A 12,727-nucleotide genomic window follows, 5' to 3' on the forward strand; every position below is an offset into this window, starting at 1 on the left:
GCGCGATATGTGACGATTTTGAAGCGCAGCGAAAAACTTTATCAGTAGTCTGTTGGTTAGATATTTACTTGAATTTAGCAAGGTACCTTGAAAATACCCAGCCCGTGATCCTAACTTCAGAGTCAGGGTCATTCCATTCAACTAAAGTCCAGCTCTTTTGCCGGTCAATTACGATTACTGCATAGCCGAAGTATAAATACCCAATGGTTTCTGATTTCTGAGATGATGAATATCTGACATTGAGCACATCAGCTGAGACATATCTAAAGTCTTTTAGTACAGCTCTATCACCTACGGATGACCCTAATGTCGACTCAATCTTTTTTGACAGTGCTCGTTTATCCTCATTTAGGTATGATTTAACGTGATGATCTACAAAAGGATTAATGACAGAAACGATAACTGCGACGATCAATGGGTATATAAACCACATTAATAGCTTTTGGGTTACAGGGTCTTTTTGTGATCTTATTTCTTCGATAAGGTTATTTAGAGATTCTTCTAAAGTATCTGATGGTTCTAGCGAGGATTCCTGGATGACTTGATAAGAAAGGTCTTGTAACTCCGAAACCGCCATTCGTTTCGATGCTAAGGAAACTACTCCGTCCTGCTCAAATGACAGATCATTGCCAATTTCCAACGCCATATCTTTCAGAAATTTAAGGGCGCTAATGTTCGCATAAGAGGTTGAAAACTCTTTGAATGGATTTTGGATAGCCGCAATCGACGCACGAAATTCTTTAAGCGGATCAGTCATTGACGCCATAAATGCTCGGTGTTCATTCAGCGGAGCGCCGAAGGATGCCATCAACTCGCGATACTCTTTCAATGGGGCGGTCATCGCCGCAATCATTTCACGATGTTCTTTTAGCGGGTCGCCGAAGGATGTCATCAACTCGCGATACTCTTTCAATGGGTCGGTCATCGCCGCAATCATTTCACGATGTTCCTGTAGTGGATCGCCGAAGGATGCCATCAACTCGCGATGCTCTTTCAATGGGTCGGTCATCGCCGCAATCATTTCACGATGTTCCTGTAGTGGATCGCCGAGGGATGCCATCAACTCGCGATGCTCTTTCAATGGGTCGGTCATCGCCGCAATCATTTCACGATGTTCCTGTAGCGGATCGCCGAAGGATGCCATCAACTCGCGATGCTCTTTCAATGGGTCGATCATCGCCGCAATCATTTCACGATGTTCCTGTAGCGGATCGCCGAAGGATGCCATCAACTCGCGATGCTCTTTCAATGGGTCGGTCATCGCCGGGATCATTTCACGATATTCCTTCTGGAGGTCTGATGTCGTCCTTAATGTTTCGTGAATACCTTTCAATAAATCGTTGTCTTTGCTCATTCATTTACTCTTGAGCAAGCGATGCTTGCGGAACACGAGATACATAAAAATTTAGTAGGAGATAGACTCTCGGAAATCGAACGTTTTTTTACCTACTTTCCTGATACCAAACTAGCGGTAATGTACCTGTTCTTCAATGTTTTTCTTCAAAACGGGCTAAACAGCTTCCAACTAATTTTATGCTAGCAATACGCTAGTTGTTCTTAAATTGATTCAACAACAATAACTGAAGATTGAGCCCACGATTATTCAAGGTTTCATACGACTAATGCAGTGCTTTACAGAGTTTGACGATGGTAAATCAGCCCGCCTTAACAACTTATTCACCAAACTAAACCAATACTCTGTGGTCTGCGTATACTATGGACTATTGATAACAAGCGGCGAGAGCTTTTATGTTAACTGAATCTGCTTTAGTGGTACGCAGCGCTCTGGAAGCTGCTGGGTTGGAAACTCCTATGCTGGATAATGGTCTGTCGAGTGATCAGAAAAAACAGCGTTTAACTGAATTAATGACGCAAGTGGTGTATACCCTTGGGCTGGATTTAACTGACGACAGTCTGGCGGAGACTCCTGCCCGTATTGCCAAAATGTATGTGGATGAAGTGTTTTCCGGTTTGGATTACAGCACTTTTCCGAAGATTTCGATGATCGACAATAAAATGCGTGCTGAAGAAATGGTCAAGGTGCAAAACATTAGTTTTACCAGTACCTGTGAGCACCATTTTGTCACTATAGATGGCACCGCTACTGTGGCTTACATACCTGGCCAGAAGATTATTGGTTTGTCGAAGCTGAACCGTATAGTGCGGTTTTTTGCGCAGCGGCCGCAGGTGCAGGAGCGTTTGACTCAGCAAATTCAGGTTTCGTTGCAAGCTTTGTTGGGTGTGAAGGATGTGGCGGTTAGTATTGATGCTGTGCATTATTGCGTGAAATCCCGTGGCGTTATGGATACCAGTTCCAGTACTAAAACCATGGCCTTAGGCGGTGTGTTTAAAACCGACGCCGCAACTCGCTCTGAGTTTTTATCGAAGTTTTAAACTGGTTCTGAAGCTCCTGTGCTGGCACACTGGCAGGCCGTATTGTTGTCTGAGACTAAAACCATGTTGGCCGGTATTCATCATGTGGCGCTGATTTGCAGTGATTATCAGCGCTCTAAACACTTCTACACTGAAATTCTGGGCTTAAAAGTTCTGGCTGAACATTACAGAGCTGAGCGTTTGTCTTACAAACTGGACTTGCAGTTGCCTGATGGTTGCCAGCTGGAGTTGTTTTCCTTTCCTAATCCGCCGCCTCGCCCCAGCACACCTGAAGCTCAGGGTTTACGTCATCTGGCCTTTCAGGTGCTGGACGTCGCTCAGGTGGTCACCCATTTAGAGCAGCATGACATTGCTGTAGAGCCAGTGCGGATAGACCCTTACACAGAGCGGGCTTATACCTTTTTTAAAGACCCTGACGATCTTCCACTTGAACTCTATCAGATACTGCCAGCTGAATTGCGGCGCTAAAATCAAAGGCCGGTGCAGCTTTAGGTTGCGCTGCCAGATAATCAAAGCCCAGAGCTGCCGCTATAGTTGCGGCCATCTGGCCTTGTTGCCAGTTTTGTGTTGTACGGATTAACCCTGCGGCCGGAATGCCTGGCCCTATAGCCGCCAGCCACACCTGTTCTGAACCGGCAATTTGAGGTTTTGGCCCTTTGTAACCCGGTACAGCAGCAGCTTTACCATGAGAACGCCACTGTGCTGCTTCGCCACGGCCATGATCAGTGCTGATCAATAAAGTGGTTTGGTCACGGTAATAAGGGTCGTTTTGTAGTTCCTGCCATAAGTCGGCAATAAACTGATCGCTGCGGTGAATAGCTGCCAGATACTGATCGTATTGGCCTAAATGGGCAAAATCGTCGGCTTCACCTAAGGCGATATACAGCAATTTAGGTTTGTGTAAGCGCAAATGCTCCAGTGCAAACTCCTGAGTAAAAACATCCAGCCGCACAGTTGCAAAAGGGCTTGGCGTTTTGGCCTGAAGCTGATTCAGATACTGTTGTTTTTCGCTCAATTTGCCTTGTTCTGGCATAAAACCGGCATTGACCGTCAGGCCTGAACGCTCTGTATTCAAAATATAAGGGAACAGTTCCCATGAGCCAAAAGCCGCCACTTTATGCTGTAGTTGTGGCTGTTGGTTTAGCCATTCCAGTACTGTGACATTGGGGTTGGCTATTTTGTGGTTGCTGCGAATAGCGGGGTCGGCAAAACCGGCCAGTAATTCCTGATAACCAGGGTAAGAAATTTGATACGAGTTGCTGACATTGATGCTTGAACCCTGAGTACGGTCACCTACACTAATGCCTTGTTGCTTGACTGTGTTATGCAAAAAAGGCATTAACAGCTCAGCTTTGCCGGGAGTAAAAGCACGGATCAGCTCCGGTGTTTTGACCCACTCTGGCTGCTGATAAAGTGCCGGGTCTGCTCCGGCAAAAACTTCCTGCCAGCGCATACCATCTATACTCACCAGTACTACTTTAGGTTCTGCTTTTACACTAAGAGGTAACAGGACCAACAAGCCGATAAGCCAGTTTAACTTCATCAGAATGCCCCCAACAGCTGTGGATTGGGGCAGATCCTGCCAGCGCAACATGACAATAAAGCGTTAAAGCCATGGCAATTCGGTGACAGGATGGTTGGCGAGGTTAAAAAAGCTTGCACTGGTTCTGATCTGCGCTGAAGATGGTCCTCTATAAAAATAGCCGTCTGGAAGTGTATCAGGCGGTAATAAATCCAGATCCCAAGGTGCGTGTGTATGTCCGATTTTAGTTTTCAGCAGGCTTTTGAATGGCTGAGTTCTGCCATAGCCTCTGTGGTGTTTTATGCCATTCCTGTTAATGGTGCTGCTTTGCCTGTCACAGTGTTGTGGCTGGTGCTGGGTGCTGTGGTTTTTACCTGTTATTTAGGTTTTATCAATATCCGTGGTTTTCGCCATGCTATTCGTGTGTTGCGGGGGGATTACGCCGATAAAACCGCCAAAGGTGAGATTACGCAGTTTCAGGCCTTGTCTGCGGCTTTATCCGGTACTGTAGGCACTGGCAATATTGCTGGTGTGGCTGTGGCCATAGCTTTGGGTGGGCCAGGCGCTACCTTCTGGATGATAGTGGCTGGCTTTTTGGGCATGACCACCAAATTTGTCGAATGTACGCTGGCGGTGAAGTACCGGGTCTATAACGCCGATGGCAGTACCTCGGGCGGCCCTATGTATTACATCAAAGCGGCTTTGGATAAATATGGCCTGCCAAGGCTGGGCAGTTTTTTAGCGGCCTTTTTTGCTATTGCCTGTGTCTTTGGCTCTGCCGGTTTTGTCCATGTCAATCAGGGTTTTTCTCAGGTCAAATTAGTGACAGGCTTCGACAATGCCTGGGTGTTTGGTCTGGTGTATTCGTTTTTAGTAGGGCTGGTGATAGTAGGTGGCATTAAAAGCATTGCCAAAGTAACCAGTAAATTAGTGCCTTTGATGTGCGCTATTTATTTGTCGGCCGCTTTTGTATTTTTGGCGCTGCATTTTGACGCTATTCCTGCTGCAGTCTGGACCATATTACACAGTGCTTTTGCACCCGAAGCTGCTTATGGTGGTGTGATAGGTGTGATTATTCAGGGCTTTCGCCGCGCTGCTTATTCCAATGAAGCAGGTATAGGTTCATCCCCTATAGCGCATTCGGCGGCCCGTACTAAAGATCCTGTGTCTGAAGGTTTTGTCGGCTTGCTGGAACCTTTTATCGACACTGTGGTGATTTGTACTATATCGGCGCTGGTGATAGTGGTCAGTGGTGTCTATTTGCAGCCAGGCCTGGATGGGGTGCAAATGACCTCTGCTGCCTTTGGCTCTGTGTTTGACTGGTTCCCGCTGGTGCTGATGGTGGCGCTGTTATTATTTGGCTATTCCACTGTGGTGAGTTGGTCTTTTTATGGCTTAAAGTCCTGGACTTACCTCTTTGGTCACAGCGATTTTACCCAGCGTAGTTTTAAACTGTTGTTTTGTTCAGTAGTAGCTATTGGTGCTGTGCCTAATATGCTGGCCGTGTTTGATTTTATCGACTCAATGATTTTTTTAATGGCAGTGCCCAATATTCTGGCCTTGTATTTATTACTGCCGGAAGTGAAGCAGGATTTAAAAGCCTACCTTTTAAAGCATAAGGGTTAAAACATAAGGGCTAAAGCACAAAGCTCAAAAACAAAAAAGGCAGCAAGAGATTGCTGCCTTTCGTCTTTTAAAACAGATCATTTAGCCAGATAAGCGTAAGCCGTGATAAAAGCAGTTTCCTGAAAACCTTTTAAACCCGTTTCTTTAAAGACAATAGGTACAGGGTGGCGCGCCAGTTGCTCTTTAATAAAAGAGCTGGTCAGTATTTCGGTGTTCACATCAGGTAACAACTGCAGCGCTGCTTCCATTTTAAAGCCTATAGCACCACCGGCAAACTTGCCTTTTTGTGGCCGTTCACGGATCACAAAAGTGTCGATTTTGTAGTCTTCTGCCAGCTTGGCAAAAACAAACTGAAATTTTTTCATCTGCTCGCTGTCCTGATCTTTTAACAGCGGCAAACGCACAGTGCGGCAATCCGGAATATCAAACAGACCGCTATCTACAGCCAATAAACACAAAATGGCTTCACTGCCTTTCATTTCAACACCACAAACGCGCATAGGGATTTCTCTGACTAACTCAAGTTGGGCATATTATGACAGCTTAATAAGGAAAAACTATAGCCAAATGTTTGGCGCTGAAACCATACTTTGTTTCAACAACAAATGTAGGGGCGCGGGCTTGTCCCCGCCCGTATGAATATACCCTAAGTAATTGCTGTTGCAGCCAGGCGGCAAGGGATTGAGACCCCAGGAGCATAGTTGTCCTATGTGCAATTGGATGGAAGCGAGGGTGCGCAGATCATGCCAAATGGATATTCTCAAAATTACTGGGGCGAAAGCACGCAGTCAACAAAGCTGCGGCTGCAAGTACGAGCAATACATACCCTAAGTAATTGCTGTTGCAGCTAGGCGACAAGGGATTGAGACCCTAGGAGCATAGTTGTCCTATGTGACTGGGGCGAAAGCACGCAGTCAACAACGCTGCGGCTGCAAGTACGACGGGTATAATAAAAAAGCAGACAAACCTGACAGGGGGGGCGGTTTGTCTGCTCACAGTGATTTCAGACAGCAACTGCAATTCAGGCCGGGGAGCCACGTGAATTGCAATCACAGTCTTTTACTGCTGAAAATCTTCGTTTTCGATATCCCACTGGCTTACCGAAAGCTGTCGGTAAAAAGACCAGTGCTGCAACAACCAATTTAACCAATGTTCATAAACATCGTGATCTTGCGGTATATGGAATGACATAACAGTCTCCTTCTAAACCCGGGCGCTTAAGTGAATGGCGCCCAGTCTAGTGTCTTAAGATGACAGTAGCTTTTCAGTCTGTCACTTTTAAGGTTGACGCTGTGTACACAGGGCTGACGGCTTTAATTTTTTCATTTAAAAGCGCCAGGTTGTGCTGGTTGATCTCGCTTTGCTCCAATGTGGTGGCTTGTTGAAAATCAGCTAAAGCTGCAACAGGATCCTGACCCATCAAACGGGCCACACCACGGTTAGTGTGAGCAAAAGATCGCATTTCGCGTTTGTAGCTGCTGTCTGTACCTTCGGCGCGACGGGCGGCATAAATGGCTGAACTGCATGCCTGCTCTGCCTGTTTAAACTCCGCCATATGAGTGTATGCCACACATAAGCTCATATGTTTGCTGAACGCATCAGCCTGCTTTTCTGTAGCGGCTGCTGCTTCTGCAACACCTTCCTGATACAGACCAGCTTTAATTTTGCTAACGCCCGGGGTGTCTTCAATTAACACCATTTTGAAACCGCCGGTGGTTGCTGTGGCGACAAAAGAACTTGAGGCCAACAGCATCACTGCTAATTTTTTGCCAAAGCTAAAGGATGTCGCTTTCATAATTCAATCTCCAGTAATTTCATTTTAAAGTGCAGGTTGTTCACTGCACTGTGCTTACTTTAGAAAGTTACTGGCGAACTGACAAAGGATATAAATCCACCTGACAGGTGAGCAAAATTCATCTGTCCGTCTGATGACTGGTTGAATGGAAGCTGACTGTTGATCAGCCAGTGCGCTGAAAACTTTGTAAAATCCAATCCACCAGCAACTGGATTTGCGGTTTATTTGGATCAGTTTCGTGTTGCACCAGATAATATTTATCGCGGCTTTCCAGTTCTTCACTGAACAAACGCTTTAAGCTGCCGCTGGCAAACCAGGAATGACTGATAGGCCATGGCACCAGTGCTATACCTAATCCTTGCTGAGCTGCCCTGGCTACGCTGAACATGCTGTCGAGCTGGATCACCTGTTTAGGGGTAAATACTTCCATTTCCAGTTGTTCTGCCCATTGATGCCAGGACCAGGGTCTGGCCTGGTGCACCAGACAAGGCACTTTGGTTAAAGCCTCAAAACCCAAACCACTGAGTTGCTGATACAAAGCCGGGTTACAGGCCGGGACATAGCTTATAGGAAATAACTCATAGGCTATTTTGTCGCTGGGTTTGCTGCTGGCTAATAAAATTTGCAGATCGGTATGTTTAGCCGGATCCTGCCGCGATTTAATGGTTTCAACTTTCAGGTTGATATCCGGATGTTGTTCTGACCAGCCGACTAAACGTGGTACAAACAGCTCACTGGCAAAAAACTCCGGCATCGAAATGCTGATTTCAGTCGGGTTTTTCTGCTGGCTAAAAGTACGTAAGGTTTGTTCCAGCTCCCGCATCAAAGGCAACAGCGCCTGATAAAAGGCTTTACCTTGCGCTGTCAGCTCTACAGAGCGGGTCTGGCGCAAAAACAAGTCCAGCCCAAGCTCAGATTCCAGTTGTTTAATTTGATGACTGACCGCAGAAGGGGTCAGATACAGCTGGCGGGCGGTTTCTTTAAAACTTAAACAGTCGGCGGCGACACAAAAACAGCGCAGGCCGCGCATCGAGCTATGGATGGCCATAGGGATTCACAATTGTTACCAAAGACGCAGAACTTAAGCAAAAATGGAACCACAAGTGCATGCCTTTGATTGTCATTAAGTTTTTTACCCTGAAGCACAGGGGCTGACCCTGTCGCGGTCAGTGATGCACCAAAATGAAGCAATGTGGCCAGTGCAGCTATATACCCAAGTAACTTCAAGATGCAGAATTCAGCGGGAGATAAAAGCGCTTTAGGCAAGGCAGCTGTTGAAAGCTTTAGTGGTTCTAAAGCGACAACAGTTAACGCGGCATAAAGCGCTTTTAGCCCCGCCCGAAGGGAGTCGCTGAGCGATTGCACTGCGGTGTTAGCCTGTCTCACAAGGTAGCCGACATTGCTTCGCCAGGCTGCCTTGCATTGCAAGCGCCCAGCGGCTCTGAAACTCGCTTCTTGAGGTCACTTGGGTATATATTGCTGGCAGCTTGTGGTGGTGATTAGTTCAACAAAGCGCTCGCTTTAATGCGTTCCAGTTCGCAGGCAATTAAAAATTGCCAGGTCTCCAGATGTCGCTTGGCGCTGTCAATACAGTCTCCCCAGACATAGAGGCCATGGCCCCGGATCAAAAAGGCATAAGCTAAGGTTTCGCGCTCAAAGCGTTGGTGCAATTCCTGCAAAGTCAGTTCTGTACTTTGTGGATCCAAAATGGCCAGAGGGCAACAACTGCGTTGTGCTGCAGTGGCCGCAACCAGCTGTTGCAATTCGTAGCCCACAAACAGATGTTGGTCGGCTTTGATTAAACGGGAAAACACAGTAGCCTGCAGACCATGGATTTGCAGTACCACTTTATGCTGAGGCTTTAGCTGATACAAAAACTGATGTATAGCTGTTGCGGTATCCTGTTCCTTTGGCTTTGCCCAATCGTATGCAACCAAATCAGCAGGGCTTAACTCGTTTTTATCTTTGCCTGCAGCAGTAAAAAGCGCGCTATGCTCAGAGGTACGGACAGAAAAAAGTCCGCTGCCTGCGGGCAGCCATTGGCGCTGTGCTATCCAGCGGCCTAAAGTACAAAGCTGGATCGCATAAGGGTTTAACTGTTGTGTGTGGAGAGGTTGATTCATCTTGATGTTTAGACGTCTATACATGAAACTGTCTGGATGATAGCACTCGTTCCCTAATCAGGCCAGTCAGTTTTGTACTGTTTTTGCGCTGTTGTGAGATTAACTTATGAAGTTACAAAGTAAATTACCCGCCTTAGGTACCACTATTTTCAGCCAAATGTCGCAGCTGGCAGCAGAGCATCAGGCTATTAATTTATCTCAGGGTTTTCCTGATTTTCCATCCAATCCACGGCTGATTGAATTATTGGCAGAGTCGGCGCGCCAGGGCCTGAATCAGTATGCGCCTATGCCGGGCGTGCTGGCGCTGCGACAGCAAATCGCAGCTTTGGTACAAGGCTGTTATCAACGTGAAGTCTGTGCCGATCAGCAAGTGACAGTGACCAGTGGTGCCACAGAAGCTTTGTTTGTCGCTATTCAGGCCCTGGTTAGAGCAGGAGACGAAGTCATAGTTTTTGATCCTGCTTATGACAGTTACCAGCCTGCAGTAGAGCTGGCCGGCGGTTTTACTGTGCATGTGCCTTTGTTACCGCCTTTGTATCAGGTGGACTGGGCTCAGCTGGAAAAACAAATCAGTAAAAAAACACGGCTGATCATAGTTAACAGCCCGCATAACCCAACAGGGGCGGTGTTCAGTCATCAGGACTGGTTAGCGTTGCAGGCTCTGGTATTAAAACACCGTTTGTATTGCATCAGCGACGAAGTGTATGAGCATCTGGTATTTGATGGTCAGCCGCAACACAGTGCCAATCAGTACCCTGAACTGGCTGATCGCACAGTGATCGTCTCGTCTTTTGGTAAAACCTTTCATGTCACTGGCTGGAAGCTGGGGTATGCCGTTGCACCTGTGGAGCTGACTACTGAATTTCGTAAAATTCATCAGTACGTCACTTTCTCCAGCTTTACTCCGGCTCAGCATGCGATTGCCCAATTACTGATTGAACAGCCGGAAGAAGTGAAAGGGCTGGCCGCTTTTTATCAACAAAAACGTGATCAGTTCAGTGGTGCTTTGGCTGATTCAGCCTGGAGTTTATTGCCTTGCCGTGGCAGTTATTTTCAATTGGCGGATTACAGTGCATTCAGCGATTTGGATGATGTGGCTTTTTGTCACTGGTTAACCCGCGAGCATAAAGTGGCTGCTATTCCGTTGTCGGTGTTTTACCGACAACCACCCAGTCAGCGTATCATTCGCTTTTGTTTTGCCAAAGAACCTCAGACTTTAACTTTGGCGACGGAGATTTTATGTCAGTTATCCAGATTGCGTTAATTCAGTCCGAACTGGTGTGGCAGAACAGCGCTGCAAACCAAAAGTACTTTGAGCAGCAGATCCAAAAGCATAAAGATGTGCAGCTTTTTATCCTGCCAGAGATGTTTAATTCAGGTTTTAGCATGGATTCAACTCGTATTGCTGAAACTATGGAAGGGCTTACAGTAGAATGGATGCTGCAGCAGGCTAAGTTATCAGTTGCTGCTATTTGTGGTTCTGTGGCTATTGCTGCAGAAGGTCAGATTTTTAACAGATTTTTGTTTGTTAGCCCTGATGGCGCAGTGCAGTTTTACGATAAACGCCATTTGTTTCGGATGGGGGGCGAGCAGCAACATTATCAGGCGGGGTCTGAGCGGGTCATTGTCTCTTACCTGGGATTCCGGTTTTGTTTGCAGGTTTGTTATGACTTACGTTTTCCGGTTTTTGTCCGTAATCAGCAGGATTACGATGTGCTGATTTATGTGGCGAACTGGCCGGAGCCACGACGCCAGGTCTGGCGCACTTTATTGCAAGCCCGGGCTATTGAAAATCAGGCTTATGTGCTGGGGTGTAACCGTATTGGTTCCGATGACAACGGTTTAAGTTACAGCGGTGACAGCATGGTGGTGGATTATTTAGGTCAAATTCAGGCTGAGTTGCCCATCAGCCAGAGTGGTGTAGTAGTTACCCAACTGGATTTGAACGCTTTGCAGCAATTTAAACAGAAATTTCCGGCTTATCTGGACGCAGACCCTTTTGTATTGACGCCTTCATTTTAGGGAGAACCCATGTATCAGCGGCAAGTGACGGTACTGGTGTATTTAAGTTTTATGCTATTGGGTTTACTCAGTATTTTATGGGGTATTTTGTTGCCCGATATGATGGAACAACTGCAGATGTCACCTGCTGCCAGTGGTTTATTTTTTGCCTGTTTGTCGATGGGGTCTATTACCGGCGCCTTTTTAGGCGGCAAATATGTGCAAAAATTTGAATTTGTGCCTTTGTTTGCCGTGTTGTTATTGGCGCTGGTGGTGCTGATCATGGGTGCATCCCTGGTGCAATTCTGGCCTTTGTTATTGGTTTTTGTCTTTGCTTTGGGTTTAACCTGTTCCGGCTTGTTTACTATAGGCCATACCCTGATCGCCCGGCTTTATGTGGCAAAACGCGCCCGCATGATGGGTTTTATGGATTTTATGTTCAGCCTGGGTACCTTAGCTGCACCTCTATATGTGGTGGTGTTGTATTGGGGCATTGAAGACTGGCGCTGGCCGCTGCGTTTATTAGCCCTGATGCTGGCAGGCACAGCAGCTTATGCCTGGTATCTGGGCCGAACTCATCAAAGCCCTGCTCATATGACCTATACCAAAGGTAGTTTGTCTTACCGTCAGGTGATGAAAAAACCGGTGTTTTTTGCTTTAGCTTTAATGATGTTTGGTTATGGTGCAGTGGAATGGGGTCATGGCAACTGGTTTGTCACTTACGCCAGCCAGGGTTTAGCCTTGAGCACCGAACAGTCGCGCTTAATTTTTGCCTTTTTTACCGGTGGTATGGTACTGAGCCGGTTAAGTTTTTCATTATTTTTACGTTGGTTCAGCAGCGCTCAGCTACTGATGATACTGGTGATTTGTGCTTTTTGTGGTGCTGTGTTGGTCAAAATGACGGCTGAACCTGCTTTATTGCAATTAGGTAACTTTGCTTTGGGTTTTGGTTTAGGGGCTATATTTCCGCTGATGTTAACTGCAGCTATGGATCTGGATAGTGACAATGGTCCTGTATTGTCTGGTCTTGCCAATATTGGCGGCGCCATTGGTTATCAGGCGGCAGCTTTAGGCACGGGTTTAGCGGCCCAGCAAGTGGGCATAGCCACAGCCTATTGGCTGATCCCTATACTGGCGGTCTGGCTGTTAGGCACTGTCAGTTATTTCAGCTATTTGTTGCATAAAAAACATACGCAGGCTGTGAAAGTTTAACTTTTTTGCTGCATTTGTTGTTTTTATAACCGGCTTGCTCTTGATTCTGAACGG

At 46.7% G+C, this 12,727-nt stretch carries 13 protein-coding genes; 6 read left to right on the forward strand and 7 right to left on the reverse strand.

Features of this window, described 5'->3' with window-relative positions:
• Nucleotides 1–64 precede the first annotated feature (64 nt).
• Nucleotides 65–1,354 carry an SH3 domain-containing protein gene (locus J2W69_RS12640; RefSeq protein ID WP_310279040.1) on the reverse strand — a complete coding sequence of 430 codons (1,290 nt, stop codon included), beginning with the start codon at nt 1,352–1,354 and terminating at the stop codon, nt 65–67.
• A 395-nt stretch (nt 1,355–1,749) separates the two neighbouring features.
• Between J2W69_RS12640 and folE the strand changes: the two genes are divergently transcribed.
• Together folE and gloA2 are read left to right on the forward strand one after the other, a co-directional pair.
• On the forward strand, nt 1,750–2,394 hold the full coding sequence (gene folE, locus J2W69_RS12645) for a GTP cyclohydrolase I FolE (RefSeq protein WP_310279043.1): 645 nt from the start codon (nt 1,750–1,752) through the stop codon (nt 2,392–2,394).
• Nucleotides 2,395–2,412: 18 nt separating this feature from the next.
• On the forward strand, nt 2,413–2,862 hold the full coding sequence (gloA2, locus tag J2W69_RS12650; RefSeq protein WP_405047886.1) for an SMU1112c/YaeR family gloxylase I-like metalloprotein: 450 nt from the start codon (nt 2,413–2,415) through the stop codon (nt 2,860–2,862).
• On the opposite strand, the gene J2W69_RS12655 is transcribed toward gloA2, so the two are convergent.
• Nucleotides 2,798–3,937, reverse strand: a complete 1,140-nt coding sequence (locus tag J2W69_RS12655; RefSeq protein ID WP_310279046.1) for an alkaline phosphatase family protein — start codon at nt 3,935–3,937, stop codon at nt 2,798–2,800. The two genes, gloA2 and J2W69_RS12655, sit on opposite strands and share 65 nt — an antisense overlap.
• A gap of 213 nt (nt 3,938–4,150) precedes the next feature.
• Between J2W69_RS12655 and J2W69_RS12660 the strand changes: the two genes are divergently transcribed.
• The gene (locus tag J2W69_RS12660; protein ID WP_310279049.1) at nt 4,151–5,542 is read left to right on the forward strand and encodes an alanine/glycine:cation symporter family protein; all 1,392 of its coding nucleotides are present in this window, start codon (nt 4,151–4,153) and stop codon (nt 5,540–5,542) included.
• Between the two features lie 77 nt (nt 5,543–5,619).
• Here J2W69_RS12660 and J2W69_RS12665 read toward each other — a convergent pair whose 3' ends face one another.
• The 5 genes from J2W69_RS12665 to J2W69_RS12685 form a co-directional block, all read right to left on the reverse strand.
• Nucleotides 5,620–6,042 (reverse strand): DUF3010 family protein, encoded by a 423-nt coding sequence (locus tag J2W69_RS12665; protein WP_008897995.1) that lies wholly within the window; start codon nt 6,040–6,042, stop codon nt 5,620–5,622.
• A 559-nt stretch (nt 6,043–6,601) separates the two neighbouring features.
• Entirely contained in the window at nt 6,602–6,733 is a 132-nt protein-coding gene (locus J2W69_RS12670; protein WP_008897994.1) for a hypothetical protein, read from the reverse strand.
• 73 nt (nt 6,734–6,806) lie between these two features.
• Nucleotides 6,807–7,337: a tetratricopeptide repeat protein gene (locus tag J2W69_RS12675; RefSeq protein ID WP_310279052.1), complete on the reverse strand. Its 531-nt coding sequence runs from the start codon at nt 7,335–7,337 to the stop codon at nt 6,807–6,809.
• Nucleotides 7,338–7,500: 163 nt separating this feature from the next.
• Nucleotides 7,501–8,385, reverse strand: coding sequence for a LysR family transcriptional regulator (locus J2W69_RS12680; protein ID WP_310279055.1), 885 nt, complete (start codon nt 8,383–8,385; stop codon nt 7,501–7,503).
• 451 nt (nt 8,386–8,836) lie between these two features.
• Nucleotides 8,837–9,460, reverse strand: coding sequence for a class II aldolase/adducin family protein (locus tag J2W69_RS12685; protein ID WP_310279058.1), 624 nt, complete (start codon nt 9,458–9,460; stop codon nt 8,837–8,839).
• Nucleotides 9,461–9,566: 106 nt separating this feature from the next.
• Here J2W69_RS12685 and J2W69_RS12690 point away from each other — a divergent pair, with 106 nt between their 5' ends.
• The 3 genes from J2W69_RS12690 to J2W69_RS12700 are packed head-to-tail and all read left to right on the forward strand — an operon-like array spanning nt 9,567 to nt 12,673.
• Nucleotides 9,567–10,724 (forward strand): methionine aminotransferase, encoded by a 1,158-nt coding sequence (locus tag J2W69_RS12690; RefSeq protein ID WP_310279061.1) that lies wholly within the window; start codon nt 9,567–9,569, stop codon nt 10,722–10,724.
• The gene (locus J2W69_RS12695) at nt 10,700–11,482 is read left to right on the forward strand and encodes an amidohydrolase (protein ID WP_310279063.1); all 783 of its coding nucleotides are present in this window, start codon (nt 10,700–10,702) and stop codon (nt 11,480–11,482) included. Before J2W69_RS12690 ends, J2W69_RS12695 begins: the two co-directional genes overlap by 25 nt.
• Nucleotides 11,483–11,491: 9 nt before the next feature.
• Nucleotides 11,492–12,673 carry an MFS transporter gene (locus tag J2W69_RS12700; RefSeq protein ID WP_310279067.1) on the forward strand — a complete coding sequence of 394 codons (1,182 nt, stop codon included), beginning with the start codon at nt 11,492–11,494 and terminating at the stop codon, nt 12,671–12,673.
• Nucleotides 12,674–12,727 lie beyond the last annotated feature (54 nt).

It is taken from the genome of Rheinheimera soli (assembly GCF_031457405.1).
GTDB lineage: Bacteria > Pseudomonadota > Gammaproteobacteria > Enterobacterales > Alteromonadaceae > Pararheinheimera > Pararheinheimera soli_A.